28 protein-coding genes and 1 riboswitch are annotated in these 25,582 nt (G+C 46.5%); of the genes, 14 read left to right on the top strand and 14 right to left on the bottom strand.

The window, feature by feature from the left end:
- Positions 1–133: 133 nt before the first annotated feature.
- A riboswitch (SAM riboswitch) is annotated at positions 134–244 on the top strand.
- A gap of 115 nt (positions 245–359) precedes the next feature.
- Together KH172YL63_RS18705 and KH172YL63_RS18700 are read left to right on the top strand one after the other, a co-directional pair.
- Complete coding sequence (locus tag KH172YL63_RS18705; RefSeq protein ID WP_173107510.1) at positions 360–1,610, top strand: homoserine dehydrogenase; 1,251 nt, start codon at positions 360–362, stop codon at positions 1,608–1,610.
- Between the two features lie 40 nt (positions 1,611–1,650).
- Positions 1,651–2,847, top strand: coding sequence for an aspartate kinase (locus tag KH172YL63_RS18700; protein WP_173107509.1), 1,197 nt, complete (start codon positions 1,651–1,653; stop codon positions 2,845–2,847).
- Positions 2,848–2,919: 72 nt separating this feature from the next.
- Here KH172YL63_RS18700 and KH172YL63_RS18695 read toward each other — a convergent pair whose 3' ends face one another.
- Positions 2,920–3,552 (bottom strand): spore coat protein, encoded by a 633-nt coding sequence (locus KH172YL63_RS18695; RefSeq protein WP_173107508.1) that lies wholly within the window; start codon positions 3,550–3,552, stop codon positions 2,920–2,922.
- Between the two features lie 145 nt (positions 3,553–3,697).
- Here KH172YL63_RS18695 and KH172YL63_RS18690 point away from each other — a divergent pair, with 145 nt between their 5' ends.
- Both KH172YL63_RS18690 and KH172YL63_RS18685 read left to right on the top strand, forming a co-directional pair.
- Complete coding sequence (locus KH172YL63_RS18690; protein ID WP_173107507.1) at positions 3,698–4,327, top strand: LysE family transporter; 630 nt, start codon at positions 3,698–3,700, stop codon at positions 4,325–4,327.
- 62 nt (positions 4,328–4,389) lie between these two features.
- Entirely contained in the window at positions 4,390–5,130 is a 741-nt protein-coding gene (locus KH172YL63_RS18685; protein WP_173107506.1) for a YqcI/YcgG family protein, read from the top strand.
- A 5-nt stretch (positions 5,131–5,135) separates the two neighbouring features.
- On the opposite strand, the gene KH172YL63_RS18680 is transcribed toward KH172YL63_RS18685, so the two are convergent.
- Complete coding sequence (locus KH172YL63_RS18680) at positions 5,136–6,443, bottom strand: amino acid permease (protein ID WP_232066061.1); 1,308 nt, start codon at positions 6,441–6,443, stop codon at positions 5,136–5,138.
- Between the two features lie 125 nt (positions 6,444–6,568).
- Here KH172YL63_RS18680 and KH172YL63_RS18675 point away from each other — a divergent pair, with 125 nt between their 5' ends.
- Positions 6,569–7,516, top strand: coding sequence for an arginine deiminase family protein (locus tag KH172YL63_RS18675; RefSeq protein WP_173107505.1), 948 nt, complete (start codon positions 6,569–6,571; stop codon positions 7,514–7,516).
- Between the two features lie 144 nt (positions 7,517–7,660).
- Here the strand turns inward: KH172YL63_RS18675 and KH172YL63_RS18670 are convergent, their stop codons facing one another.
- The 4 genes from KH172YL63_RS18670 to KH172YL63_RS18655 all read right to left on the bottom strand — a co-directional run bounded on the left by KH172YL63_RS18670 (position 7,661) and on the right by KH172YL63_RS18655 (position 12,137).
- Positions 7,661–8,749: a GGDEF domain-containing protein gene (locus tag KH172YL63_RS18670; RefSeq protein WP_173107504.1), complete on the bottom strand. Its 1,089-nt coding sequence runs from the start codon at positions 8,747–8,749 to the stop codon at positions 7,661–7,663.
- Between the two features lie 170 nt (positions 8,750–8,919).
- Entirely contained in the window at positions 8,920–10,563 is a 1,644-nt protein-coding gene (locus KH172YL63_RS18665) for a M4 family metallopeptidase (RefSeq protein ID WP_173107503.1), read from the bottom strand.
- 378 nt (positions 10,564–10,941) lie between these two features.
- Positions 10,942–11,691 (bottom strand): sugar phosphate isomerase/epimerase family protein, encoded by a 750-nt coding sequence (locus KH172YL63_RS18660; protein ID WP_173107502.1) that lies wholly within the window; start codon positions 11,689–11,691, stop codon positions 10,942–10,944.
- An 11-nt stretch (positions 11,692–11,702) separates the two neighbouring features.
- Entirely contained in the window at positions 11,703–12,137 is a 435-nt protein-coding gene (locus KH172YL63_RS18655; protein WP_197747081.1) for a MarR family winged helix-turn-helix transcriptional regulator, read from the bottom strand.
- Positions 12,138–12,292: 155 nt separating this feature from the next.
- Here KH172YL63_RS18655 and KH172YL63_RS18650 point away from each other — a divergent pair, with 155 nt between their 5' ends.
- The 3 genes from KH172YL63_RS18650 (at position 12,293) to KH172YL63_RS18640 (ending at position 14,871) form a co-directional block, all read left to right on the top strand.
- Positions 12,293–13,495: an MFS transporter gene (locus tag KH172YL63_RS18650; RefSeq protein ID WP_173107501.1), complete on the top strand. Its 1,203-nt coding sequence runs from the start codon at positions 12,293–12,295 to the stop codon at positions 13,493–13,495.
- 150 nt (positions 13,496–13,645) lie between these two features.
- Positions 13,646–14,095, top strand: a complete 450-nt coding sequence (locus KH172YL63_RS18645; protein ID WP_173108286.1) for a flavodoxin — start codon at positions 13,646–13,648, stop codon at positions 14,093–14,095.
- A 14-nt stretch (positions 14,096–14,109) separates the two neighbouring features.
- Positions 14,110–14,871 carry a hypothetical protein gene (locus KH172YL63_RS18640; RefSeq protein ID WP_173107500.1) on the top strand — a complete coding sequence of 254 codons (762 nt, stop codon included), beginning with the start codon at positions 14,110–14,112 and terminating at the stop codon, positions 14,869–14,871.
- Positions 14,872–14,935: 64 nt separating this feature from the next.
- On the opposite strand, the gene KH172YL63_RS18635 is transcribed toward KH172YL63_RS18640, so the two are convergent.
- Positions 14,936–15,211 carry a hypothetical protein gene (locus tag KH172YL63_RS18635; protein ID WP_173107499.1) on the bottom strand — a complete coding sequence of 92 codons (276 nt, stop codon included), beginning with the start codon at positions 15,209–15,211 and terminating at the stop codon, positions 14,936–14,938.
- 141 nt (positions 15,212–15,352) lie between these two features.
- Here KH172YL63_RS18635 and KH172YL63_RS18630 point away from each other — a divergent pair, with 141 nt between their 5' ends.
- Positions 15,353–15,508: a DUF1540 domain-containing protein gene (locus KH172YL63_RS18630; RefSeq protein ID WP_173107498.1), complete on the top strand. Its 156-nt coding sequence runs from the start codon at positions 15,353–15,355 to the stop codon at positions 15,506–15,508.
- 489 nt (positions 15,509–15,997) lie between these two features.
- Here the strand turns inward: KH172YL63_RS18630 and KH172YL63_RS18625 are convergent, their stop codons facing one another.
- The 3 genes from KH172YL63_RS18625 to KH172YL63_RS18615 all read right to left on the bottom strand — a co-directional run bounded on the left by KH172YL63_RS18625 (position 15,998) and on the right by KH172YL63_RS18615 (position 18,126).
- Positions 15,998–16,264 (bottom strand): spore coat protein, encoded by a 267-nt coding sequence (locus KH172YL63_RS18625; protein WP_442858742.1) that lies wholly within the window; start codon positions 16,262–16,264, stop codon positions 15,998–16,000.
- 184 nt (positions 16,265–16,448) lie between these two features.
- A complete protein-coding gene (locus KH172YL63_RS18620; RefSeq protein ID WP_173107497.1) occupies positions 16,449–16,991 on the bottom strand; it encodes a DUF6944 family repetitive protein in 543 nt (180 codons plus the stop codon).
- Positions 16,992–17,049: 58 nt separating this feature from the next.
- The gene (locus KH172YL63_RS18615; RefSeq protein WP_173107496.1) at positions 17,050–18,126 is read right to left on the bottom strand and encodes an MBL fold metallo-hydrolase; all 1,077 of its coding nucleotides are present in this window, start codon (positions 18,124–18,126) and stop codon (positions 17,050–17,052) included.
- A gap of 164 nt (positions 18,127–18,290) precedes the next feature.
- Between KH172YL63_RS18615 and KH172YL63_RS18610 the strand changes: the two genes are divergently transcribed.
- From KH172YL63_RS18610 to KH172YL63_RS18590, 5 genes are read left to right on the top strand one after another with little or no spacing between them, the layout of a single operon-like run.
- Positions 18,291–18,887, top strand: a complete 597-nt coding sequence (locus tag KH172YL63_RS18610) for a DM13 domain-containing protein (RefSeq protein WP_173107495.1) — start codon at positions 18,291–18,293, stop codon at positions 18,885–18,887.
- Between the two features lie 12 nt (positions 18,888–18,899).
- Positions 18,900–19,607, top strand: a complete 708-nt coding sequence (locus KH172YL63_RS18605) for a response regulator transcription factor (protein WP_173107494.1) — start codon at positions 18,900–18,902, stop codon at positions 19,605–19,607.
- On the top strand, positions 19,597–20,649 hold the full coding sequence (locus KH172YL63_RS18600; protein WP_173107493.1) for a sensor histidine kinase: 1,053 nt from the start codon (positions 19,597–19,599) through the stop codon (positions 20,647–20,649). The genes KH172YL63_RS18605 and KH172YL63_RS18600 overlap by 11 nt, the downstream gene beginning before the upstream one ends.
- Positions 20,646–21,788 (top strand): peptide-methionine (S)-S-oxide reductase MsrA, encoded by a 1,143-nt coding sequence (gene msrA / locus KH172YL63_RS18595; RefSeq protein ID WP_173107492.1) that lies wholly within the window; start codon positions 20,646–20,648, stop codon positions 21,786–21,788. Before KH172YL63_RS18600 ends, msrA begins: the two co-directional genes overlap by 4 nt.
- A complete protein-coding gene (locus KH172YL63_RS18590; protein WP_173107491.1) occupies positions 21,785–22,417 on the top strand; it encodes a Crp/Fnr family transcriptional regulator in 633 nt (210 codons plus the stop codon). Before msrA ends, KH172YL63_RS18590 begins: the two co-directional genes overlap by 4 nt.
- Positions 22,418–22,614: 197 nt before the next feature.
- Here the strand turns inward: KH172YL63_RS18590 and KH172YL63_RS18585 are convergent, their stop codons facing one another.
- The 4 genes from KH172YL63_RS18585 to KH172YL63_RS18570 all read right to left on the bottom strand — a co-directional run bounded on the left by KH172YL63_RS18585 (position 22,615) and on the right by KH172YL63_RS18570 (position 25,579).
- Positions 22,615–23,799, bottom strand: coding sequence for an NAD(P)/FAD-dependent oxidoreductase (locus KH172YL63_RS18585; RefSeq protein WP_173107490.1), 1,185 nt, complete (start codon positions 23,797–23,799; stop codon positions 22,615–22,617).
- Between the two features lie 269 nt (positions 23,800–24,068).
- Entirely contained in the window at positions 24,069–24,479 is a 411-nt protein-coding gene (locus KH172YL63_RS18580; protein ID WP_173107489.1) for a VOC family protein, read from the bottom strand.
- Positions 24,480–24,582: 103 nt separating this feature from the next.
- Positions 24,583–24,864, bottom strand: a complete 282-nt coding sequence (locus KH172YL63_RS18575; RefSeq protein WP_173107488.1) for a hypothetical protein — start codon at positions 24,862–24,864, stop codon at positions 24,583–24,585.
- A 178-nt stretch (positions 24,865–25,042) separates the two neighbouring features.
- On the bottom strand, positions 25,043–25,579 hold the full coding sequence (locus KH172YL63_RS18570; RefSeq protein ID WP_173107487.1) for a flavodoxin family protein: 537 nt from the start codon (positions 25,577–25,579) through the stop codon (positions 25,043–25,045).
- Between the last annotated feature and the right edge of the window lie 3 nt (positions 25,580–25,582).

Raw genomic sequence — 25,582 nt, 5'->3', positions numbered from 1 at the left:
TTATTACAGTATGTCCAAGGGTGCACGCCTGTAATAATTTTTAGAAAATACCGAAAATGGTATTGACGGTGAGAGAAATCCACTATATAATCCAATTCATATTCAAAATCGAGATCCGAAACAAACATTATATCTCTTATCAAGAGCGGCGGAGGGATAGGCCCGATGAAGCCCGGCAACCTACAGGAACAATCTGTAAAGGTGCCAATTCCTACAGGTTCATTAGGAATCTGGAAGATAAGGGGAGGAGCATGCTCATCAAGCCCTCTTCTTAAGAAGAGGGTTTTTCTTTATACCTTCATTCTTTCCATCGCAGGAATCTTCTACAGAGACTATCATCGATTAAAGGAGGCAGTCAGATGTCAAAGATTAACGTGGCGATTCTGGGATTTGGAACCGTCGGTCAAGGTGTGTGGGAAGCCATTGAAACCCATCAGGAAAGATTGAAGGAAGTACTTGGAAAAGAAGTGAAGGTAAAGGGAATCCTCGTCAAGGATGGGGGAAAGCAAAGGAATATCGAGCCATCCATTCCGGTCACGACGGATTTTGAAGACATACTGGCGATTCCGGACCTTGACGTCATTTTCGAGGCAATCGTAGGGGAAGAGCCCGGCCGTGGGTATTTGACCCAGGCAATCGAGATGGGGATTCATATCATCACCGCCAATAAGGCGCTGTTTGCTAAACATGGTCCGGCGCTCTTAACAAAAGCGGAACAGCATGATGTAAGTGTTGGATTTGAAGCGACCACGGCAGGAGGGGTCCCGGTCATCGGAAGCATCCGGCAATTATTGAAGGTCAATGAAATCAAACGGATTCAGGGGATCCTGAATGGAACCTCCAACTTCATTCTTTCCCAAATGAGGAAAAAGGGAATTTCCTTTGAATCAGCACTGAAGCAGGCCCAGGAAAAGGGGTACGCTGAAGCAGACCCAACCAGTGACATTGAAGGTCAGGATGCTCTTAATAAGCTTCTGATCTTAAGTCAGACGGCATTCGGCAGGCAGCCTGTTGTGGGTGAAGTCTCCCGTAAAGGAATCTCACATCTGACAGCAGAGTGGCTACAGGCGGCAGAATCCTTCAGGCTCCGGTTCAAACATGTGGGAACGCTTGAACGGGATGATGAGGGGCGCATCAGGGGAGAGGTGGCTCCGCGCCTTGTTCATGATACCCATCCCTTCTACGGTGTGGAAGATGTAGAAAATGCAGTATCTTTACAGGGCAGCCTCGTGGGGAGAATCACCCTGTCAGGGCCGGGAGCAGGTAAGCGGCCGACGGGCAGTGCCATGGTAGAGGACTTTCTCTCCCTGATGGAAGGGAAGTATACCGCAGCTGCAGACAGCATGGTCGGTCCCGTCGACATTCAAAGGGATCAGGAAGTGCTTGAATGGGTGTTAAGACTTCCTGAACAGTGGGACCATCAAAGCAAACTTTCCCGATTCAACTTAAAAGACCGCATCCAGCTCGGCAGTCACCTGTATGTGTTCATAGAAGGAAAGAGAAGGGATATTGGAACCCTTCTTCGGACAAATGAAGGCATCCAGGCTGTCGCTATCCTTCAGGGTATCCCTTTGGAAAACGAAGTGAAAAAGGGCGTATTGGTTCCCTGATTTTAAATAAAAATAGATCTGATGGAAGGTAGGGGTAGCATTGAGTATCATTGTTCAGAAATACGGCGGGACTTCTGTAGGTTCGGCTGATCGCATAAAACGGGTCGCAGGTCTTGTGTTGAAAGAAAGACAAAAGGGTCATGATGTGGTCGTCGTCGTTTCCGCCATGGCAAAAACGACCGATACCCTCGTAAAGCTCGCCGGGGAACTCTCTAACGATCCGGGGAAAAGGGAGATGGATATGCTCCTTGCAACAGGTGAACAAGTGACGATATCCTTGCTCGCAATGGCCCTGCAGCAAAAAGGGCAGCAAGCCGTATCCCTGACTGGCCGTCAGGCGGGCATTGTAACGGATGATGTGCACGGCAACGCCAAGATTACTTCCATCGATACAAGCAGGGTCCGGGGAGAGTTAGCAGAGGGAAGGATCGTCATTGTGGCAGGTTTCCAGGGTGTAACGGCAGCGGGAGAACTGACGACATTGGGAAGGGGAGGATCGGATACGACGGCGGCTGCTCTCGCTTCAGCCCTGAAAGCGGAAAGATGTGATATATATACGGATGTAGATGGGGTTTATACGGCTGATCCGAGGGTGGTGCCCCATGCAGCAAAGATTGAACGCTTATCCTATAATGAAATGCTCACGTTCGCTACGATGGGGGCAACCGTCCTTCATCCGAGGGCAATCAAGCATGCACGGGAATACGATGTGCCGGTCGTTGTTCGTTCCAGTCTGAAAGAAAGCAGGGGAACCGTCATCAGTGGCCGTGCACAGAGACAGGAAGCGATCGTAGGGGTCGCACATCAGGAGAGTGTATCGGTGCTCACCATCCATGGCTGTGATGGAGGCGAGTCATTGATCCTTTATGATCTTGATTCCCACCATATAGAGACGGATCTGATCAAACGCGGTGGAACGATTGTTTTAATTGTGAAGGATGAGGATATCCGTGAAGTCCAAACCATCATAAAGCAATACAGCCGGAGCTACACCCATGTGGAAGTATGCCATGACTTGTCAAAGGTCTGCGTGATCGGACGCATCCAATCTCCGCCTGAAATACAGGAGAAAGTGACCAATGTGTTTCATGATTATCATATCGACAAGGTATCGGTCTGGGAGTCTCCAGTCGGCTTGAGTGCCCTGGTCGACCGGCAGGCTGTTGAAAAGGCGGCGAGGATCCTTCATATGCACTTCGGGTTGGATTATATCGAACCTAAAAGAGCAGTCTTATAAAGCGTACAGTACCTCTATACGCTTTTCTTTCAAGATGAACGCCTGCATATAGGACATGCAGGCGTTCTGGTGTCACTGAGGCGGATGTTGAATCGGTACCGGTGTATAACTCTGGAGCATCAGGTTCATATCCTGGGCATTTAACTGAGGGACCTGATAATATCCGTGCTTATTTTGATACAGGAAAATTTCATAACTCATCTCTATGAAGTTCGGTACACTGTCTGCGACGACACGGCGGAGTACCGGATTGGTCATTTCAAGGGCAGTCATGGCAAGTAGTGATGCAAGGGATTTTGTCTGACCAAGCATATACGCCGACAATCCTTTATCAGACAGCTCGCTGACCGATGCGTTCGGTTTTTTTGGCGGTCCGGGCTTGATGCCGTAAGTTGTGGTGTGATCCTGAGTCATACAGTAGGTTTGTGTCGGGACCTTGGGGTCATGTCCGGTCGAAAAGCTTTCGACGATCGAGTTGTACATCGTCGTCACAAATGCAGACTGGCGCATGGAAATATCTTTTAATTCCGGATCTTGGATGTATTGGTTGTACATTTGATATTGGTCCAGCAAACTGATGATACCGGCGATGACTTCATGGGCATCGTAAAGCTCATGGCCGCCGTGATCCCTGCTTGTTGCAGTCATCATATCAGGCGGCGGTTGAGTTCCGGGCGCTCCATTCGGTTGATTTTGGTTGAGCATAGGTGTTCCTCCTTGTTTGGGTGTGGCATCGATGATTAGATTAACCTTAAAGGGTGAAAATATGTATGATTTCCCGTACAGGGGTCTACTACTTCCCGGCCTGTCCGAATACAATAGGGAGAAGTCAATGTGAAGGTGGTTTGAAATGAGTATATTCATCAGCTATATCGTGTTAGGTTTATCCCTGTCTGCGCCGATGGGACCGATCAATGCCGCACAGTTGGACAAGGGAATCCGCTTTGGATTCTTTCATGCATGGCTGGTTGGAGTGGGAGGAATGGTTGCCGACGGCATTTTCATGCTCCTCATCTATTTCGGTGTCGCCCAGTTCATCGATACACCGGCGATAAAGTTATTGCTGTGGACTTTTGGCTTCTTGATCCTGACGTACACGGGAATTGAAAGTATCCAAAACGCCGGGGGCATCACCACCAAATCTGATCACCATGAAAGTGAAACGAAGGGTAAGGCATTTCGGACAGGATTCTTCATGGCGATTTCCAACCCGCTCAGCATCATATTCTGGCTCGGGATATACGGATCGATACTGGCACATTCAGCAAGCTCTTATCAGACCGGTCAACTGTTTCTATACAGCATGGGGATCTTCCTCGGCATCACGATATGGGATGTGACGATGGCGGGCGTGGCAACAGGTGCGAGGAAACTCGTCAGTCCCAGGATCCTTCGTGTTATATCCATCATCTCTGGCCTCATCTTAATGGGGTTCGGCATCTACTTCGGTGTCCAGGCCTGCCTGGTAATCTTCGGCTAGACAGACACCCGGCCTCCACCCTCCTAATAGGATAAATGAGTAATCCTTAGGAGGGATCGACTATGTTATGTTCAAAAAGCTGGATTGAGCAACATATGAAAGAACTCACCCCATGGCAGCAATCGGCCTTTCACCATTTTTCCGCATTGATGTTGGATGAAGCGCATCCTTATCCATGCGTACCTGGAAAACAGGGCTATCAGACTGATACATTGCGATACGGTTTCGCAGGAGATCCGAGACAGGAAGAAGCGTCGCAAGCGGTGGCGTCCATCCTTAAACAATATGGAGAAGTATCGAGGGATACAGGTCATTATGCATCACTTGTCGTATTCTTCGATTCCCGTGAAATGGATGGGGACTCAGTTGAATCTTATCAACATGTATTTTGGGAGCTGTTAAACCGGGTCCATGAACTTGACGAAGGGCCCTGGCCGGATGATATCGCCCTTGATCCCCATGATCACACATGGGAATTTTGCTTTGATGGTGAACCGTATTTTGCCTTCTGTGCAACCCCTGCCCATACGCTGCGCAAGAGCCGCCATTTCCCTTATTTCCTGTTGGCGTTCCAGCCCCGCTGGGTATTTGATGAAATCAATGCTTCCACTTCATTCGGCCAAAAGTTAAAGAAGGTCATCCGCAAGCGGCTTCATGAGTTTGATGAACAGGAACCGCATCCGAGCCTGAAGTGGTACGGTCAGGAGGATAATCACGAGTGGAAACAATATTATCTCAGTGATGATGAGTCCTCTATGAGCAAATGTCCATTTATGAATAAGCATAAAAAAATCAAGAGCTAAAGGGTTCATGCTTTAGCTCTTTTTCCTTTTATGAAGGCTGCAACACCAATCAACAGGAGCATCCCAATGCTGACGATGAAGGCGATCCGGCTTACCGGTTCGAGGAGGGTGCCGCTGATGGCGACCAATATGAGAAGGGCCGGGAGTACTGCCTTTGTAGTATCCCAGACTGAATGACATAGAAGCTTATGGAAAGAAGCGAGGATAAAAAGCCATGTGTACAAGAGCATAAGTCCCGCCGCAGTCGTGATATATTCAAAAAGCCTCTCCGGCAGCAGCATCGCGACCACGATGGATACAAAAACAACCAGGGTGGTTAAACCGAAGGCAGGAAGCGGGACGCTCATCCTGCCTTTTTTCGCAAACACAAAAGGCGCATCCCCTTCCTCTGCAAGGGCCACGAGCATCGTTGTGACCGCATAGAGGGAAGCTACCATGGTAGAAAACCCGGCAATGATCAAAATCGAGTTGAATATATGGGGCACCCAGGGAAGATCATACTGTTTCAGTGCGGTAAGGAATGGACTTTCATCGGCCGTGACCTTGCTCACAGGCACAAGCTTCAGAACAAAATAAAACGAAAGAAGATAAAGAACCGTGAGAACCAAAAGCATGATATTGCCTGATTTCGGTGCATCATGTGGATCTTTCAGTTCCCTTGCCATCAGTCCCATCACCTCAATCCCACCGAAGCCGTAAAACGCAAACAAAAGCGCAAGCCATAATCCTTTGCCCCCCTTTGGAAACCATTCGGTCACAGGGGACGTGATTCCGCCGGCAGACCCTTCCCCAAGCAAGCCGAAGAGGCCGGCAATGGCGATGATGACGAACATCACAATCGCAGACAGCTTCATCATCCCAAACAGATTCTCCATCTGTTCCACTTTCTGAACGCCCATCAGGATGATCAACAATCCAAGGCAGGCAAAGCCGGCAGTGAAAACCCAGAGGGGAATCCCTGGATACCAGAATCGTGCAAAGAGCCCGAGGGCGGTCAACTGGCTTCCCATGATCAGCATTTCTGCAGACCAATACACCCACCCGGTACAAAATCCGGCCCATCTTCCATAGGCATTCTTTGAATAAGTGCGGAACGAGCCTTTTTCAGGATGATCTGCTGTCATTTTGGCCAGTGCCTGGAATACCATCCATGTACCGATACCGGCCACTAAATAGGCAATCATGACCGGGGATCCTGCCCGCTGGATCGGGATGGCGGAACCGAGGAAATAGCCTGTCCCGATGATGCAGCCCACACCGATGAAGGAAAGCTTCCACCATGTAAGATTTGTTTCGTTTGTACATTTGCTCATCATTTTCACCTGACCTTTTCCCTCCATAGTCTTGCGCGGCAACCGGCGAATTATGTGAAGGTTGATGGATTGATTACGATAGGAAAGGAGAAAGTAATGGGGAGAGAATACAAGGAGGCTTTCCGATGGTGAAAATCAATCCGAACTGCTGGAGTGAACACGGGGAATTAAAGACGGTACTCGTCTGCTCCCCCTCTTCAAATGATATCCCCGATCAGCGGACCGCAGATTATGTAGGCTGGGAAAAGCCTGTGAAACAGGAAAAAGCGAAGGAAAATCATGAAGAAATGAAAAAGGCGATGAAAGATGCAGGCGTGGAAGTGATCGATTATGCCGATTTCCTTCAAGGGGAAGAGGCAGAGTTGAGCACACAGCTGATCAACCGGGTATTTGTCAGGGATCTGGCCTGCGTCTATGGCAATAAGGTGATACCGGGAGAGGCCGGGATCACGATGAGGGCGCCGGAATATATTCAAAGCCATGAACTGTTTCAAAGCTGGTTTAAAGAAGATACGTTTTCCATCAGGAACAACAATTCATTGAAAGCGTTGGAGAATGGGGATGTATTCATTCTGAGCAGAGATGTGGTCTTCATCAATACAGGCCTCAGGACCAGTATAGAAAGCGTGGAGAAATTAAAAAAGAGCATATTCGAGGCTGGATTTTCCGAGATCGGCATCATCGATCTGCCCCGGACAGGCGAAACGATGCACCTGGACATGAACTGCAATGTAGCCGGGCCGGAGCTTCTGATCGCAAAGAGCTATATGAGACTGTTCCCTGTACAGGTCATCACTGAAAGTGGGGGAAGATACACGATGATGGAAGAATTCATCCGCCGACACGGCTTCGACCTGCTATGGACGGATAAAATCAAGCATACGGTCGCTGACATCAACTTCCTGAACATTGATCCGGAAACCCTTCTGATCAGTACGAAAGCGAATAAAAATATCTTGAATGACCATCCGAAGTTGAAAGGGAAGAAGTTGATCGAAGTCAATGTGAATGAACTTGAGAAGGGCGGGGGAGGAATCAGGTGCATGACGCTCCCCTTTGTGCGGCAGTCCTAAGCTGTTGCCACGCGTTGCACTGCTGGAAAATCAAAAAATCCGTACACATTCATTGAAGAGATTCGAATGTGTACGGATTTTTTGATTTTAGACAACATTCACCATCATTTCCTGGGAAAAGCTGCTGAATGCTGTCGGTTGATATCAAGTTGTAGCCTGGACCATCTGGAAGTCACATACTTTATTTCGTCCGGTCCGTTTAGCTAGGTAGAGCGCTTTATCTGCTTGCTCAAATATCTCTTCATTTTCAGGTGCAACCGTATCAGGGAAGGTTGAAACACCAATCGATACGGTGATATGAAGTACTTCCTGAGAATGGATAGGGAATTCATGCCCCTCCACGGCTTTCCTGATTCTTTCTGCAATCACCATGGCATGTTTATGTGGACAATCGAGCAGCAGGATACTGAATTCCTCCCCACCGTTTCTTGATACGATATCAAATGTCCTGGAGTGGAGGGGAAGTACTTTGCCGAGCTCCTTCAATACGTCATCGCCGGCTTGGTGACCGTACGTATCATTTACCGACTTAAAGTTATCTATATCGATCAAGAGGAAGGAGAGTTTTTCCTGTCTTTCCTTCGCATCCTTTAACGCCTGATTATAGCTGACGTCGAACTGTCGCACGTTGTTAAGGCTCGTCAGGAAATCTTTTGTCGCGCTTTGTTTCAGCATTTGATATTGCTCATTTGAGCGCTTGATCTGTTCTGCTATGGAGTAGAAGATAAACCCTGCAATGATGGAAGTCGCTGCATGAAAAGGGATGATCATCATTGTGACGCTCAGTCCGACATTGATCCATAGAGCAAAAAATATGATGATCAGGCTGACAATGTTCATACTTTGCATCCTGTAGAGGTTCTGAAACGAAAGCTTTGTCATGAAGCTTGTCAGAATGCCGATCAACAGCATTCCTACCCCGGCAACGATTGCCTGAGGCGTTACGCCAAACATGATTATCCGCCCTGCAGAGATGATGATGGCTGAAATCAGGGCCGGGATCCATCCAATGTAAATGGCCGATGCGACAGTTGCCAGATGCCTTAAATCAACGATCGTATTGTCGTTCAAAGGGATGGAGAAGTTCATGATGATAAGCCCAAGCACACCCGAGAACATTCCCATTAATAAAGAGAGGGGAACGGGGATCTTGCGGTGATTCCTCATGATGATACCAGCGAAATAAAGGAATGTGATGAAAATACACACATTTATGAATAAAGGCTCCAACATGAACATCCCTCCTTCATAAAGGATCGGCAGTGTGACATTGTACCTATATTTATTATATCGGTTAAATGGAAGTTTTGGTTAGGTTTTATGAAAGAATTTTCAAAATATTAGTCAGGAGACAAAAAAGCCGTCCCGTAAAGGACGACTTTTATCTGGATGATACGTTTGTTTTAATACACTCCAACAGCATCCCAAGCTGATTTTACGGAGTTATATGTCGCACTGCCGCTGCCGTAAAGATCTGCGGCTGATTGAAGAAGGGCTGCACGGGCATAGCTGAAGTTACTTGTCGGAGTTAAGTAAACAGTCAGTGCACGGTAGTAAATTTTTTCGGCTTTTGCTTTACCAATGCTTGAGATCGTATTATAAGCCGCTTTGTTCGGGATACCTGAATTCGTATGAACGCCTCCGTTATCGGAAGTGGTGTTCACATAGTTACTCATATGGGCAGGCTGTCCATATTGAGTAGGGTTGGAAAGACTGCGAAGCGCATCTCCGGAAACGCCTGGCGTATAAATATCTTCACCTAATAAATAATCTGTCGGATCAAGGAAGTATCCGAATACATCTGAGAATGATTCATTCAATGCCCCGGATTGATTTTGGTACTGTAATCCAGCCGTACGCTCTGTAACAGCATGAGTCAATTCATGAGCGACAACGTCCAATGCGCCTGAAAGGGAAGTGAAAGTAGTACCGTCCCCGTCACCATAAACCATCTGTGAACCATTCCAGAACGCGTTGTTGTAATTCGATCCGTAGTGGACGGTCGAACGGATCGTTGCACCGTTATTGTCATAACTGTTGCGGTTATGCGTGTTTTTATAGTAGTCATACACTTGACCGGCATATGCATGTGCGTCTACTTCAGCCGCTTGGGAATAAGCAGTCCATGCGTTGTTGCTGTCAACGGTATAGCTGCCAGGCAGGCTCGAACCATTTTGAGCGGTACGGGTTTCGATGACGCCATTCATTGGTTTCGTCACATCATATAAGTAATAAGTACCGTTTGAATAATAAGTATTAAGATCTTTATAGTCATCTAAAACCCCATAACCGTAACCGGTAGTCGCTCCCTCAGTGACCGCATTATAAGATTCCAGGATAGAACCGTCCTTCGCATCTACGTAAATTTGCCAGTTGGCACCATAAGGTTCGATGAATTGAAGCTGCACTTTATAAGCAAGTGAGAACTTTCCATCTTTTTGGTGGACCACGAGTTCATTCTTTTCCGTCGTGCTTTCTACCTTGCTGTCTTTAGGGGCATCGATGGCATGGTCATCATGAGAACCTGCCACTGTATCTGCCTTCGATACACCGATATGCTTCCACGCCAGATCCGTGGCTGACTTTTGATTGATTTTTGATTTTGTCTTCGTTACTTTTTTGGAAGCTTCTTTATAAAGTTGACCGGTCGTAGCCGTCACTTCATTCTGCTTATTGGTATGAACGATGAAGATGGCACCGTCAACAGGCACGCCGTTGACCGATTGGGTGAACTTGTAGTGGGACATCCCCAGGTCATCCGTCGTCTTTTCAAGTAATGTCAACTCAGAATGAGGATCGACAGCGAAAAGCTCTTTATTGTCTTTCAGGAATTGTTTGACGTCTTTATCGTTCTTTACAAAACCTTTTGATAGTTTGCCAGATAAGAAGCTAGGTCCTTTTTTATCTATATTCATGACCTTTTGATGGATGTCCATTTTCGAAGTGATTGAATCAGAAGACTGAGCAAATGCGGATGCACCCGTAAATGAGGCGCTGAATACGAGAGAAGTACCTAGTGCTAAACTGACTAATTTCTTTTTCGACATAATTACAATTTCCCCTTTTGATCTTAGATTTTTGGAAATAGCTATTTCTTTTGGCCCCGGCGGCTAATTAGTAGTCTAGTAAAAAAAAGATAGTTTGACAATGAAAATTATGGAAATTATCAGTAAATTTGAAATATTTAGTGTATATGAATTTCCGTATGAAACAATCTGAACGGGAATATCTGCAATTTCCTGCCCCTTTTGTTGAAAATTATTTTTCTAGGCATATTTTACTTGGGGATTTGTGGAGGGGAAAGCATGGTGACGGGGAGGTTTCAGGATACACCTTCATTACTATACAATCTGCAAGGCATGACTAATTTTCTTTAAAGGTAAAAAGAAAAAGACTTGCAAACAGATGGCAAGTCCTTGGTAACCTCATATCCGATTGTGACGCAAATAATCCAGGCTCATCCTGACGCTTTCAAGCGGAGGGATTCTTGACTCATCCTGTTCAACAATCCACCACGCTACATCACTGTGCAGCCCATATTCAAGGACCGGGGCAAGATCGACACCGCCGGCACCAAGCTCTGCAAAATATTTCTCCCCGTCTGTCGTCATATCTTTCAGATGGACAAGGGGTGTCCGTCCCTGATATCGTTTCAGCCATTCGACGGGATTTTCGCCGGCATATGTCAGCCAATAAATATCAAATTCCGCTTTGACCCAATGGGGATTGGTTTCTGAAAGAATCGTATCGAGAGCAGTTTTCCCGTTTGACAAGGTGGTCAGTTCAAATTCGTGGTTATGGTAACAAAGCGTGATTCCTTCTTGAAAGCACTTTTCTCCAACTTTGTTCAAATCATCAATCAATTGATGATAATCGGCTTCCGACCGTTCCTCCGGTGAAAGATACGGACAGACAATATAACTGCTTCCAAGCGCAAGCGTTTCATGGATCACTTTATCAACATCTCTTCTTAAGTCGGCTAACGGTATATGACTCGAAGCGGCCACAAGTCCTACAGAGTCAAGCGTTTTCTTGAGCTGTTCAGGCGTCAATCCCCCGTAGCCTGCGAGCTCCACCCCGTCATATCCAAGCTCCGCTACTTTATGAAGTGTAGCTGTAAAGTCCCTTTCATTCCGAAGCGTATACATTTGTAAAGCCATTGGAATATGCTCCATCCAAACCACTCCTATCCTTTTGACATGTTTTCATTGATTTGAGAAAGAACGCTTTTGTATACTTCTAAGTCCTCCTCGGAGATCCCTTCAAGTATCGTATTTTCATATAATTCTTCAATAAAAGGGGATAATTCTTTATTTGCCCTCGAGCCTTTATCTGTGATGGAAATCAGGAATGACCGCCTGTCTTCCTGATTTTTTTGTTTCAAAATCAATTCTTTCCTCTCTAAAATGTCGAGGATTCTTGTCAGGGTAGGCTGATCTTTTTCTGACTTTAGCGCCAGCTGTTTTTGGCTGATGCCATCTTGTTCCGAGAGTCTCCGAAGGACTGTCCATTGTTCCGGCGTCACGTCAAAATCCTTCATATGAAGCGTGAGGAAACGGATGATATTTTTTACGGTATGACTTGTGTACAACCCGATGGATTCATCACGTGACATTTTCATCATTTATCACCTGCTTCATTCTTTTTCTTTATCATACATGAAATTGAGTGTGAGTTGAGCGTATAAAACAAATTCTTGTCATAACAATTAGATTTACATATATACATGTTATAGATATAATTAGCATAACAACTAATTTTAGAAAGAAGGGTTTTATGGACTCCTCGAAACAATCAGCGATATGGACACGTCCATTTTTTATGGCGCTGGTGAATAATTTCTTTATCTTTTTCGTGTTTTATTCGTTATTGACAGTGCTGCCCCTTTATATCATCGATGAACTGGGAGGGACGGAAGGCGAGGCAGGATTGGCGACCACGATTTTCTTATTGTCGGCCATACTTGTCCGGCCGTTTTCGGGGAGGATCATGGAACAGGTGGGGAAGAAGAAGACCTTGATCATGAGTGTGATGATGTTTGGGGCTTCGTCATTCCTTTACTACTGGATTCATGACTTTTATCTGTTGATGGGGCTGCGCTTTTTCCATGGCATTTGGTTCAGTATTGTCACGACAGTACTTGTTGCCATTGCGGCAGATATGATCCCCGCTTCCAGAAAAGGAGAAGGGCTGGGGTATTTCGCCATGTCGATGAACCTGGCCGTCGTCGCAGGCCCGTTCCTGTCACTGTATCTCATCCGCTGGATCCCGTATACAACGCTCTTCATGGGTCTTGCAATGGTCATCGTCATTGGCTTATTGTGTTCATTCGGCATTGTGGTGAATGAAGAGGCGGCAGTGAATCATTCAAGGCCGATTTCTTTAAAAGATTTGTTTGAGAAAAAAGCGGTGCCGATTGCCACGGTGGGATTTCTCACATCGTTTGCTTATTCAGGCATCATGTCGTTTATTTCCGTATATGCGAAATCCATCGGTTTATTTGAATGGGTCAGCGTGTTCTTCGTCGTCTTCGCAGCGGCCATGCTGCTATCAAGGCCGTATACAGGACGTCGGTTCGACAGCTCAGGTCCGGACGCGGTCATCTATCCGTCTCTCTTTATATTCGCCGCCGGGCTGATACTGCTCAGCGCCACTGGTTCCCTGGTTGTCTTAATCATCGCCGGGACACTCATCGGCTTAGGATACGGTGCCCTGCTACCGAGCTTTCAGACGATGGCGATCCAGGCATCACCAAAGGGAAGGACCGGTCATGCAACGGCAACATTCTTTATTTTCTATGATTTTGGGATTGGAGCAGGTTCCTTCTTATTAGGTCTTCTTTCCGACCGCTTTGGCTTTCCTGCATTGTACCTCTTGTGCAGTGGAGTGGTCTTTGTGACGCTGATCGTTTATAAAGCAGTCAGGAACCACCGCAGCCTTCCTTCAAAAAAGTTGGACCAAAAAGCATCTCTCATGTGAGGGATGCTTTTTTAAGAGTTTAATTGAGAATAACTATCAATTAAATGTTGACAAAGGAGAATAAAGTTTGTAATGTTAAATTTATAATGAGAATGATAATTATTATCAATTGAATTGGTATGGAGGTTTATCGTGAGTAATAAGATCGTGATGATTTATGCAAGTATGAGTGGAAATACAGAAGAAATGGCCACGGCCATTGAGAACGGTATCAGGGAAACCGGTGCCGAAATAGATGTGATGGATGTGAATGACTGCCCGGATCCAGCCGTCCTTGAGAATTATGCCGGCATTCTGCTCGGTGCGTACACTTGGGGGGACGGAGAACTGCCGTATGAGTTTGAAGAATTTTATGACGACATGGATAAAGTGGATCTGGCCGCCAAGGCAGCGGCAAGTTTCGGGTCTTGTGACTCATTCTATCCCAAATACGGGGCAGCAGTGGATCTGTTGAATGAGAAGCTCACTGAAAGAGGGGCACGCTTGATCCATGAAGGCCTGAAAGTGGAATTGACCCCGGAGGATGACGATGTGGAATCCTGCAAAGAATTTGGCAGAAGATTTGCAAATGAGCTGTTGTTCAGTAAACAGAATAAATGAAAGGAGCCTGGCACATGAACTATTCGCTTTCAATCAAAACATTGTCTGACGTACATTTGAAAGAATTCATCAACTGCCCCCATAAATTTTATTACCACTACATACAGCGGGAAGAAGCGAGGGAAGTTGAATGGAAAAAGGTGATGCAGTTCATTGTGAACCAGGTTGTGAAAGATTTCTTTCTGATGCCAGCCAAGATGAGAACACCCTTCAATGCCCTTGAAATCATTCAAAAACACCTAGGTTCATTGAAAACAACGTTCTTCGATTCCAAAATTCAGTATTATTTAGCTGTGGCAAAGGTGACCGATTACTTGATGCAGGATCTTACACAAAACTATGGAAGCCTGCCGCCGCTTTTCGTGAATGAAAAGTTCCGCCAATATTTTGAAGAGCTCGAAACCCACCTATCCCTCACAATTGAAGTAGCAGAGTGGGAAAAGGATTCGTTCACAGTCACCAAATACCTTGTCGATTCGAACCCGGAAATGATCACACTGTATTATTATTTGACGGTGGTTTTCTGCGGGAGATCGTTCGGAAAGCTGCCAGCTGCTGTCCGTATCGTCTCGCTGTTAAGCGGCGAAGAATTCGTTCATTCCCCAACCCAATCTGAGATGGAAAAAGGCCTACTCTACATCGAAACACTTAAAGACAAACTGTTTGGACCTCTCACCTCAAGCACCAAGCCGAACGGGGAAGTATGTACAAGCTGTCCCTTCAAAGACATCTGCGCAAGCGATTGGGTGGGCGAGATCAATCCGATTAAACATTAGGGGGACGGACCTCTAAAAAATTGAAAAGGCAAGAATGCTGACCTCGCAGCATTCTTGCTTTTTTTCATTTTGGCTGGAAAGGGACCGATTGTTTATCGAACGATATCCGGGACACCTTCTTTTCGTTATTGAATAGTAAGTAATGGGCGATCGCAATTTTTTCTTCCACATACTCAAGTGAAAACGTCCCAGATGGATCGGCCAGATTTCCGATGGCACGGGATAAGTTGTCAATGACATGCTTTAGATGATCCGTCTCTTTCAATTCGGTTTCAGTATTCATTTGATCCATGATTTCAAAGGCCAGATTCTGAACGTGGTACAAACGTCTTTGTTCCATGATAGAGGCTCTCCCTTCATATCAAACATTCTCTTTGATTATATGGGGGCGCACCCGGAAATATGAAAACCACTCTTTCAATTCAGGTATGAATCGTGCTCGAAACGTACACGCTAAAGATTATAAGGGAGGTGTTTAAACATGGCTCAAGACGTGATGTGTGAAGTGAGAAACTGTAAATATAACCGTGAAGGCAAGATGTGCTCTGCTGACCAAATCTTCGTTGTCAGTCACAAAGGGGACAAAGCCCACAATAGTGAAGAAACCGACTGTAAAACTTTTGAACCGGGTATGTAAGCAATCAGAAGGCAACCATAGGCGTGGTTGTCTTCTTTAATGTATAGTATTGATAATAATTCTCATTATTATACAGGGGATATGTTTGTGGCGGGATGGGGATGGTGGCCTGGGGGCGAGGATGGTGTGAGGGAAGCGTTCGCCGATAAAATAGAGATATCGCCGTTATATTTGGGATTTCGCCGATAAAACCAAAATTTCGCCGTTATATCCAGAATATCGCCGTTAAATGAAATATTTCGCCGATAAAAAAATTTGAGGTCTTTCTAAATAGATATTTTTCTCTAACAGATCACATCTGAAGTGAAATATCGTCTTCAAATCCCCAAATCGTAAAAAAATCGATTAATTATACACCGGAATCCCCTGCATCTCACCCCAACCCAAAAAGAGGGACGGACCTCCAATGGAGGTCCGTCCCTCACCGCTTTACCAAGTAAAAGGAGCCGATCTTCCTCCACCTTGGAGGAAGATCGGCTCTTTTTTTGATTAGTAGTATGGGTAGGGATAGGGCGGGTAGCCGTAGTAAGGCGGTGGATAACCGTATCCGTAGCCATATCCATACGGACTGAGCAGGCTGGCGCCGATCAGGCCTCCGGCAAGGCCGCCGAGGAACGGAAAGCCGAATCCAAATGGCCTTCTGCCAAATCCTCCGTATCCAAATCCGGGTCTGCCGAATCCAGGCCTGCCGACCGGGCGGCGGACATCATACATATTTATAAACGAATCATGGTGAACAGGTTGAAAATCATTCATAGCCAAATCCTCCTCTCTCTCTATGGTTATGAGTATTCGATACAAGGAGGAATGGTATGGGCACTTGCCCAGTTCTCATGATTTTTAAAAATGGTCCCCTGTCACATTTCAAAAGGTGCAATCAGGCTGGGCAGCTGTATAAAGTTGCCCTACAAACCCGTCACACTGAGTATGTAAAACAACCTTACGTCATGGAGGCTTCCGTTTGGACAAGGGCAGAGATGATCGCCCCGATCGCCTGGATCCAGCTTCCGACCACATCAAGTTTACCGCTGTCTTTCCCGTTTAATTCCAGAATTCCTGAAATGGCTTGAAGGGAGTTTCCGATGATCTGGAGGAGGTTCCCGTAAATTGAAAACAGTTCTTCCGTCGTATGTTCTTTACTGAAAGATTCACCAAGGGCTGCGCCCCCACCCAATGCCTGCATGAGGTTCCCCTTGATATTCAGCTCCTGCTTCACGATTACATTGAAATCGATGAGAAGTCCTGCGATGACGGTGGAATTCCCGATGGCCTGAATTTGATTTCCCGCTTTCGTTAAAGAGAATCCGTCAATGGCATCTGCCTGTAAGGCATTTCCGGTTCCCTGCATTTCATTTCCTATGAGTGAGAACGCCTCAAGAGTATCCTCGGGAATCCTCTTGATCGGGGTGCTGCCGATCGCGGCGAGGACGGTCCCGATGGCGGCCACCCAGGCTCCGAATGTGGCTTTCTGCTTATTGCTCATAGTATAATCGCCTACTTTGATGGTCTTAGATATTGTATACAACTAGGCGATTGTATGTTCATCTCCACCATTTTGAATCAGGGAGGGAGCCTTCCTTCAATAGAAAGGTTTCCCCGATACGAGGCGTTGCCACAGGGACTCCGATTTCCTCCGCCTTTTTCGTCACCCGCTCGACCGGGTCTGTCCAGGCATGGAAGGATAATGTGAATGCACCCCAATGTATCGGGAGGAGCCACTTGCCCTGTACGTCCCGGTGGGCCTGGACCGTTTCTTCAGGGGTCATATGAATCGGGGCCCACCGTGGGTCATATTGACCGCACTCCATCATGGTCAGATCAAAGGGACCGTACTTACGGCCGATTTTTTCGAAATGGGGGCCATACCCGCTGTCCCCGCTAAAGAAAATGGAAGTGGAAGGACCGATGATGCACCACGAACACCATAAAGAAGCATTGCGGTCATTCAGGCTCCTGCCGGAAAAATGCCTGGCAGGGGTACAAACCAAAGTAAGACCGCTCCATTCAAGCTCATCCCACCAGTCAAGTTCCGTGATATGCCCCCGATCGATGCCCCAATGTTCCAGATGGCTGCCGACTCCGATCGGGACGAAAAATTGCTGTACCTTCCCCCGGAGTTTCTGGATCGTAGAGTAGTCAAGATGATCATAATGGTCATGTGAAAAAATTACGGCATCAATATCAGGCAGATCATCCATGCTGAACGGAAGCTCTTTGCTGTAACGCTTTCCGCCTAACCATGGAAGCGGCGAAGGGGAAGGACCGAACATGGGATCAAGCAACAGCCTTTTATCTTCCAATTCAATCATAGATGCTGAATGGCCGAACCAGGTCACATTCGGGACAGGATGGGGGTGGCGGAGGGATGGGAAATCCACTCTCGGCAGATCGCCAGGCGGCTTTCTGCCCGGATCTCTCTTAATCAGGTCCCGGACCATGGAAACGGTGCCCGAAAAGCTTGTATCCATGGAAGTGGGAAGCTCGTTTTGAAACACCCCTTCTGACTGCCGGGGAGACAAATGAACCCTTTCCCTGGAAGCTTTCTTTCCAAGTGGGGGGCGGATGACAATCCAGCCTGTGACAACGATGATAAGCAGGATAAACAGAGAAATGATCATGGGATACTCCTTTTTGTACAATTTCCTTTACTATCTCAGATTGAGAGGAAGCTGTCCAAGATGAATGCCATCTACATTTAAGAATTAATTAAGAATTCCGTTATGAATCGATAAGGTTTGTTTTTTATACTGACGTTAATCGCTATAAAGGAGGAATAAAGATTATGAAAAAATGGTTGTTGGGTTTACTTGCAGTAGGTGTATTAGGCATGGGATGGTGGCTTGTTTCCCCGTTATTCATGGATGAAATGGGCCATGATGAGTCTGTGATGTCCGATCATGGAGACATGGACGGGGAAGATGCTATGATGGAAGATTCCATGGAAGAAAGCAGTGACGGCATGAAAGAAGACGATGGGAAGATGGACGATTCTATGAAAGAACACGATATGATGGAAGGAGCCGATTCATCTTCGTCAGATGACATGACAAAGGATACAATGGAAGCAGAAGCTTTAAATGGTACATTCAAAGGAGCGGATGCTGATCATGAAGCAAAAGGAAAAGTGATGGTGTCGGCACAGAATGTCCAGTTGGAAGATTTTGAAGTGACAGATGGACCTGATCTTTACGTTTACTTAGTGAAGGAAGGACAAGATACTAAAGACGGCGTGTCCCTTGGAAAATTAAAACAAAACATGGGCAGTCAAAGCTATGAAATTCCTGAAGGTGCCTCTGCTGCTGCCGGGATGGAAATCGTGATATGGTGTAAGAAATTCAACGAAGATTTTGGAAGGGCCAAATTAGGTTCAGAGATGTAAAGGAGCGTTCACATGGCAAACAAAGTGCTGTTGGTAGATGATGAAGAAAATATTGTAGATGTATGTTCCCGGTATCTGGTGCGGGAAGGCTATGAAGTGAGTACCGCCTCCAATGGGAGAGAAGCGATCGAGCTTTATGAAGCCTTTCGTCCGGACATTGTGGTACTCGATATCATGATGCCTGAAATCGATGGATGGCAGGTGGCTGAAAAGATACGGGAAAATCATGATACGCCCATCATCATGCTGACGGCACTTGGACAGGAGAAGGACCGGATTTACGGGCTCACGATAGGAGCGGATGATTATGTCACGAAACCGTTCAGCCCCCGTGAGTTGCTGCTGCGAGTGAAAAATGTGCTGCGAAGGACTTATTCTTCCCCGGCAAAAGCCGAGGAAGAAGAGGTCCTTTCATGGCAGGGTCTTATGATCGACCGGTCCAAGCGGAAGGTGACCGCAGGCGGCAAGGACGTGGACATGACGGTGAAAGAGTTTGAGCTGTTATCCCTTCTTGCCCAACACCCTTCCCAGGTATTCTCCAAATCCCAACTGATTGAAAAACTGTGGGGATACGAATATTTAGGGGATGCCAATACCATCAATGTACATATACGGAGATTGAGGGAAAAGATCGAGGATGATCCATCCGAGCCTCGATGGATCAAGACCGTTTGGGGAATCGGATATAAATTCGAAGGGAAACGATCATATGAAGATTAGGACACTGCTCATCTTGGCCAATACCATCTCGCTTGTCGTGATTCTCGTCTTTCTGACCATTTCTTATGTGCAGATGTTCCTTTCAACAGATATCATCATCCTCCTTTCGCTGATCACGATGGGGGCGGGGATCCTGTCCTTCGCCGTTAATTTGATGATCACTTCCCCGCTGCTGACCTCTGTGAAGCAGATGAGCAAGGAAGCGGAAAGGATGGCTGGCGGTGATTTCGATGTGAAGGTGACAGAGGCAGGACCTAAGGAAATTAAGGAGCTGGCTGCCAATTTCAATCATATGTCCTCCAGGATCGAGGGGATGTTCGAGGAATTAAAGGAGTCGGAAAAGTTCAAAAGTGAACTGATTGCGAATGTATCCCATGATTTGAGGACCCCTTTATCGTCGATTCATTCGTTCGTGGCGGCTTTGAATGATGAAATCATCGAAGACCGGGAAACACGGAAACGGTATTATGAAACGATACTGACGGAAACGGAAAAATTAAGTGACCTGATTGAAGAGGTGTTGGCGTTCTCCCAGCTTGAAAATCGAAAGCTCCCATGGAACCCTGAATTCACCCCGATGGATCAGCTTCTCGTTGAAACGATGCAGCAATTCGAGCGGAGTTTCGAAGAAAAAGAGATGGAGGTACATGTGGAATACGATGAAACACTTCCCCATGTCCCCCTCATGCCGGTACAAGTCAAAAGAGTGATGACAAATCTGATTCAAAATGCCCTATCCTTCTCACCGGACGGTACGAACCTTGTCATCTCTGCAGTGAAAAGGGAGGGGGCAATGGAGTTTTCTGTGACGGATCATGGAAAGGGCATCCATCTTGACGAGCAGGATTCAATCTTTGAACGATTCTACCGTGTTGAAAAATCACGGAACAAAGCAGGTGGAGGATCCGGACTCGGACTCTCCATAAGTAAGGAAATCATACAGCTTCACGGCGGGGAAATCGGTGTGGAAAGTGACGGCAAGACTGGAAGCACCTTCTGGTTTCGACTGCCTTTAGAGAACAACAAGGAGGAGAGAGGATGAAAAAAGTGATGATCGGTATCGGACTTTTATTTATCGTGGGTCTTGCCGCTTTTTTCGGACCGAAGTTATATGCAAGCCTGACCCAGAAGTCATTGGGGAGCGAAGCGGTGAACACGGATATGCTCGATGAAGAACATGCCGTCGCCACGTTTGCAGGAGGCTGCTTCTGGTGCATGGAGCCACCGTTTGAAAAACTGGACGGAGTATATGCGGTCGTATCAGGCTACACAGGCGGGGATGAAAAAAATCCGACTTATGATGAAGTATCTTCGAAACAGACGGGACACGTGGAAGCTGTCCAGGTGGAATACAACCCCGAAGTGATCACTTATGAGCAGTTATTGCAAGTGTTTTGGAGACAAATCGACCCGACCGATGCAGGCGGACAATTTGTCGACCGGGGTCCACAGTATGTGAGCGGGATCTTCTATCATGACGAACAGCAGAAGAAGCTTGCCGAGGCGTCCAAACAGGAACTAGCGGACTCAGGCCGCTTTGATGAAGAAATCGTGACGGAAATCAAACCGGCTAAAACGTTTTACAAAGCAGAAGATTATCACCAGGATTATTACAAAAAAAATAAATTGAGTTACAAGTTTTATCGAAACAACTCAGGCAGGGATGACTTTCTCGATGAAGCCTGGGGAGAGGATCGGCATATCAAGCTTGAAACCAATTCCCTCTATCCAACCTTTACGGATGAGGAGTTAAAAGAAAAGCTGACAGACATCCAATACAAGGTCACACAGGAAGATGGTACGGAGGAAGCTTTTAACAACGCGTACTGGGATAATAAAGATGAAGGTATTTATGTGGATGTTGTGTCAGGGGAACCGCTGTTCAGCTCGAAGGATAAATACAAAAGTGGAACAGGATGGCCGAGTTTCACAAAGCCGCTTGTGGAAGAGAATATTGTAGAACTGGAAGATCGAGGCTTGTTCATGGTGCGGACGGAAGTGAGGAGCAGGCACGCAGACTCCCATCTCGGTCATGTGTTCAAGGACGGGCCGAAGCCAACCGGCTTACGCTATTGCATGAACTCTGCAGCCCTTCGTTTCGTACCGAAAGATAAGCTCGAAGAAGAGGGGTATGGCAAGTTTCTGGATCAGTTTGAAAGTGATGGGGAGGGAGCTTCATGAATTCAGCAACCCAATATCAGGTTTCCGCAGTCGAAGAACTGCCGGCGAAACTCATGACATACGGGAAGAAGGATATCATCTTTCAACCATATTCTTTCGGGAAGAATCTTTATATGATCGAATCCGGGAAAATCAAGCTTTTTAAAAACAGTGATGACGGCCGGAGCACCATCCTTGCTGTCCTTGGGGAAGGAGACTTCTTCAGTAATATTGAACGCTTCAGCCTTGATGATGAAGGGGTGTTTGCGCAGGCGATCGAACCGACTAACGTGCGCGTCCTCTCACAAAAACAGGTCGACAGCTTGCATGTCACCCATCCAGCGGTGCTCACTGAACTTTATTTGGTTCTCCACAGGCATATGAAGGAGAGAAACATGTTCCTCGAGCGGATCATGTACGTGCCTGTGAAAGAAAGAATCCTCCACCTCATGTCTTTTTTGATGAAAAGCTTTGGAGAAAGTGAAGGAAAGCTGATCAAAATCCATGTCCCCCTTACCCACCAAGACATCGCAAGCTTCATCGGATCGACCCGGGAAACGGTCACCTCACTTACGAAAGAACTGATCACAGAAGGAACCCTCAAAAAAATCGATAAGCATTATCATATGTTATTAGAGGCTGGTTCATAACGATGCCTTCCCTCTAAAAAATACGAAGAACTACTATAAAATGCACCTCATTTTGTCCCGCTGTTGATTTCCGTACAAGGCTTCGCTTTCCTCGGGCGGCGGTGGGTTTTCGTCAAAAAATCCGAACGAAGTAGATGTTGATAAATCTTCGTTCGGATTTTTTATTGGCGGGGATCCTTTTGTCCCAACCTCTATTTTCACCTGTCTAACTTTACAATCTCTGCATCCGGATTTGGTCGTTTCAAGATGAGGTCGCGGAGTATTTGGGAACCGAGCATGCTGTAGACGGTTCCGTTACCTCCATAGCCCAGCAGGTAATAGATATTCTCTTTTTCCGGATGCTTGCCGATGAAGGGAAGGTTATCCACCGATTCCCCGAAGCTTGCCCCCCAGGCGTAGTCCATTTTGATGTCCAGGTCGGGGAAGAGCTTTTGAATAGCTTTTTCGATCCGCTTCCCACGTTTTTTTATTTTCTTTTTACTTTGAGGGGCTTCATGGTGATCCTCATCGAGGCCGCCTGCAATGATCCGGTTGTCTGCGGTTGTGCGCATATAAAGATAAGGTCGCTTGGTTTCCCATATGAGTGCCCGTTCATCCCATTGAGACAAGTCGTCGATCGGCTTGGTGGCGATTGCGTATGAACGGTTGATTTCGGTCCCGATCTTCTTCCCGATCGGCGGTGTTTCATAGCCGGTTGCATGTACGATCTGAGATGCATGGATGATTCCTTCAGGCGTATGGATATTTACCGAATCAGGACATTCTTCAATCTCTACGGCCTCAAGATTTTCGAAGAACGTCGTCTTATTTTCTTCCTGTAAATAATCAAATATCCCCTTTACGAACCGGTATGGATTCACCTCGGCGTCTCCGTGGGTGATCAGGGCGCCGGACTTTGAGAACGGCAGGCGTTCCTTTATGTCTTTTCTCGTCCAGTACTCAACAGGAAACCCGTGAGCCTTCAACGTTTTATATTCTTTTTTCAGTTTCGGGACGTGACGTGGGGTACTGGCGTAATAGATGCTTTTCCTCCTTGAGAATTCAGGTGACAATGTGCACTTCATCGCCACTTGCTCCAGGTTTTCCACAGCCTCCAGACAAAGCTTATAAAATCGCACTGCTTTCTCTTCACCGATTTGATCGATCAGCTCATGGAGCATGATATCGTTCGAAAATTGGAGCAGTCCTGTGTTCGCAGAAGAGCTGCCGGCGGCGATCTTTCTCTTTTCAATGACAGCCACTTTCAATCCGGCTTCTGTCAGGACATAGGCACATAAAATGCCTGACATCCCGCCTCCGATGATGGCGACATCGTAATGATTTTCAAACCGTTCGTTGTTTAATGTAGTTGGCCAGAACAAACTGCCGTTGTGTAATTCCATAAGAGAGCCTCCAATGATTAAGGTAAATGAACATAATGTTCATATTCCATTCCCTAAAATAGCGGGGGTTAAAACCTCATTCGGGACAAAAATATCAAGGGGAGAGAGGGGGATGAAAGTAACTGAAACAGATGATTTCAAAGGAAAGGAAAATCCGGACGATGATTCGATCTGTATGGTTGGAAATCGAATGCGTCCGGATTGATTGGTTCAAACAGCGTACAATGCTTGTTCAGCGGGTGGTGAGTTATGTACAGCGCCCACAGATGTTATTTCTTCGTATAGTTCAAGTCCCAATGAATGCCGTATGGGTCTTTCACCTTTGCATAAACAGCGCCCCAGAACGTGTCTTGCAGTTCCATCACAACCGTCCCTTTTTCGGTTAAACGGCGGTAATAATGCTGGATTTCTTCTTCGCTTTCAAGCTCCAGTACGAGTGAAATGTGATTTCCTGCCGTCGTTTCCTGACCGGGGAAACTGTCTGACATCATGAAGAACAGCTCTCCTTTTTTAAACTGGGCATGCATGATATGTTCTGACATTTCAGGTGGACTGGGGAAATCGGCTTCTCCGAAAGTCATGACGCTGAGGATCTCCCCGTCAAACACATCTTTGTAATACGCCAATGCTTCTTTTGCCTGACCATTGAAACTAAAATAAGGTGTAGCTTGATGCTTCATCATTTCCACTCCAATTCGCTTGTATTTAAGTACTCTTTTATTATAAAACAAAAGTCATGCTAAAAACAAGAACGCTTGTTCGTTTTTTTACTAAGTTACTTCACTACTGTTTTTTCTCCCCCCTGAGCGTTAACAGGGTTGTTTTTAACGAAGCGTAGTTTCCTATTGCGGCATATCCGTAAAAAAAGCCCATGAAAACCCCGGTCGGAAGATGTCCTTTATGGCTGATGAAAATAGAGATGAGGAGCCCGAGAGTGACCGCGATATTCGGGATGAGAAAGGCAGGCGGCTTGAAGAAGAGCTTGATCAGCTGAGTGACTGCCATGATGATGGGGATCGCCATCACAGCATCCCAGAAGTTTGTGTGGATCGTCGGGAAATCCATAAAGCACCTCCAATGGGGTTTTGTCCTTACTATGTCCAGAAGGGGCTGTGATTAGCACATTGTTTTCCTTAAGTGGGCTGTTCCGGCCCCTGACACATTAAAATGGTAATAAAAAAATCCAAACAACCTCCGAAATTCTATATAAGAATTCCGGAAAGCCATTCGGATATGACGTCCATTATTTAAATGATGCATTCCAACGGGCCGCTTTTTCGAGGGCAGCGATATCATGTTGGACTTCTCCCGGTTTGACGCCGGCGCCGATGATGTAATCGGCAAATTCCATATTGACGAATTGGAAAATGTAATCGAACTGCTGTACAAGGGGAAGGGCTTTGATTTTGGCTGAACTTCCACCGGTGATGACGACATATGCTTTCTTCTTCATGAGTTCTTCCTTCAGGTGAAAGCGCTGATCCCTTAGGTACTGACTCCATCGGTCGAAGAAATTCTTCATGGGGCCGCTCATCCCGTACCAATAAAGAGGTGTGGCGAAAAGCAGTACGTCGTGCTCTTCGATTAATCGGACAAGCTGTTCATAATCATCGTCGACCGGTACGAAACCGCCTTCTGCATGCCGTAAGTCCTCGATCGCTTCAATATGCATATCGGCCAGGGAGACGATGGTATGATCGGTCCCTTCTACGATTTTTCTCGCTATATACTCGGAATTGCCGTTTTTTCGCGTACTTCCTAACAGGGTAAGTATTTTCAAGAA

This window comes from Bacillus sp. KH172YL63, assembly GCF_011398925.1.
Classification (GTDB): Bacteria; Bacillota; Bacilli; order Bacillales; family Bacillaceae_B; genus Rossellomorea.
This window is presented reverse-complemented; position numbering and strand designations above follow the sequence as displayed.

Coding starts and splice junctions, on each gene's coding strand:
- KH172YL63_RS18585 (WP_173107490.1), bottom strand. CDS start 23,799: ATGGAATTACACAACGGCAGTTTGTTCTGGCCAACTACATTAAACAAC.
- KH172YL63_RS18660 (WP_173107502.1), bottom strand. CDS start 11,691: ATGGAGCATATTCCAATGGCTTTACAAATGTATACGCTTCGGAATGAA.
- KH172YL63_RS18670 (WP_173107504.1), bottom strand. CDS start 8,749: ATGTTGGAGCCTTTATTCATAAATGTGTGTATTTTCATCACATTCCTT.
- msrA (WP_173107492.1), top strand. CDS start 20,646: ATGAAAAAAGTGATGATCGGTATCGGACTTTTATTTATCGTGGGTCTT.
- KH172YL63_RS18580 (WP_173107489.1), bottom strand. CDS start 24,479: ATGAAGCATCAAGCTACACCTTATTTTAGTTTCAATGGTCAGGCAAAA.
- KH172YL63_RS18665 (WP_173107503.1), bottom strand. CDS start 10,563: ATGTCGAAAAAGAAATTAGTCAGTTTAGCACTAGGTACTTCTCTCGTA.
- KH172YL63_RS18675 (WP_173107505.1), top strand. CDS start 6,569: ATGGTGAAAATCAATCCGAACTGCTGGAGTGAACACGGGGAATTAAAG.
- KH172YL63_RS18705 (WP_173107510.1), top strand. CDS start 360: ATGTCAAAGATTAACGTGGCGATTCTGGGATTTGGAACCGTCGGTCAA.
- KH172YL63_RS18575 (WP_173107488.1), bottom strand. CDS start 24,864: ATGGATTTCCCGACGATCCACACAAACTTCTGGGATGCTGTGATGGCG.
- KH172YL63_RS18685 (WP_173107506.1), top strand. CDS start 4,390: ATGTTATGTTCAAAAAGCTGGATTGAGCAACATATGAAAGAACTCACC.
- KH172YL63_RS18680 (WP_232066061.1), bottom strand. CDS start 6,443: ATGAGCAAATGTACAAACGAAACAAATCTTACATGGTGGAAGCTTTCC.
- KH172YL63_RS18655 (WP_197747081.1), bottom strand. CDS start 12,137: ATGAAAATGTCACGTGATGAATCCATCGGGTTGTACACAAGTCATACC.
- KH172YL63_RS18635 (WP_173107499.1), bottom strand. CDS start 15,211: ATGGAACAAAGACGTTTGTACCACGTTCAGAATCTGGCCTTTGAAATC.
- KH172YL63_RS18605 (WP_173107494.1), top strand. CDS start 18,900: ATGGCAAACAAAGTGCTGTTGGTAGATGATGAAGAAAATATTGTAGAT.
- KH172YL63_RS18690 (WP_173107507.1), top strand. CDS start 3,698: ATGAGTATATTCATCAGCTATATCGTGTTAGGTTTATCCCTGTCTGCG.
- KH172YL63_RS18625 (WP_442858742.1), bottom strand. CDS start 16,264: ATGAATGATTTTCAACCTGTTCACCATGATTCGTTTATAAATATGTAT.
- KH172YL63_RS18645 (WP_173108286.1), top strand. CDS start 13,646: ATGATTTATGCAAGTATGAGTGGAAATACAGAAGAAATGGCCACGGCC.
- KH172YL63_RS18610 (WP_173107495.1), top strand. CDS start 18,291: ATGAAAAAATGGTTGTTGGGTTTACTTGCAGTAGGTGTATTAGGCATG.
- KH172YL63_RS18695 (WP_173107508.1), bottom strand. CDS start 3,552: ATGCTCAACCAAAATCAACCGAATGGAGCGCCCGGAACTCAACCGCCG.
- KH172YL63_RS18620 (WP_173107497.1), bottom strand. CDS start 16,991: ATGAGCAATAAGCAGAAAGCCACATTCGGAGCCTGGGTGGCCGCCATC.
- KH172YL63_RS18640 (WP_173107500.1), top strand. CDS start 14,110: ATGAACTATTCGCTTTCAATCAAAACATTGTCTGACGTACATTTGAAA.
- KH172YL63_RS18600 (WP_173107493.1), top strand. CDS start 19,597: ATGAAGATTAGGACACTGCTCATCTTGGCCAATACCATCTCGCTTGTC.
- KH172YL63_RS18650 (WP_173107501.1), top strand. CDS start 12,293: ATGGACTCCTCGAAACAATCAGCGATATGGACACGTCCATTTTTTATG.
- KH172YL63_RS18615 (WP_173107496.1), bottom strand. CDS start 18,126: ATGATCATTTCTCTGTTTATCCTGCTTATCATCGTTGTCACAGGCTGG.
- KH172YL63_RS18590 (WP_173107491.1), top strand. CDS start 21,785: ATGAATTCAGCAACCCAATATCAGGTTTCCGCAGTCGAAGAACTGCCG.
- KH172YL63_RS18630 (WP_173107498.1), top strand. CDS start 15,353: ATGGCTCAAGACGTGATGTGTGAAGTGAGAAACTGTAAATATAACCGT.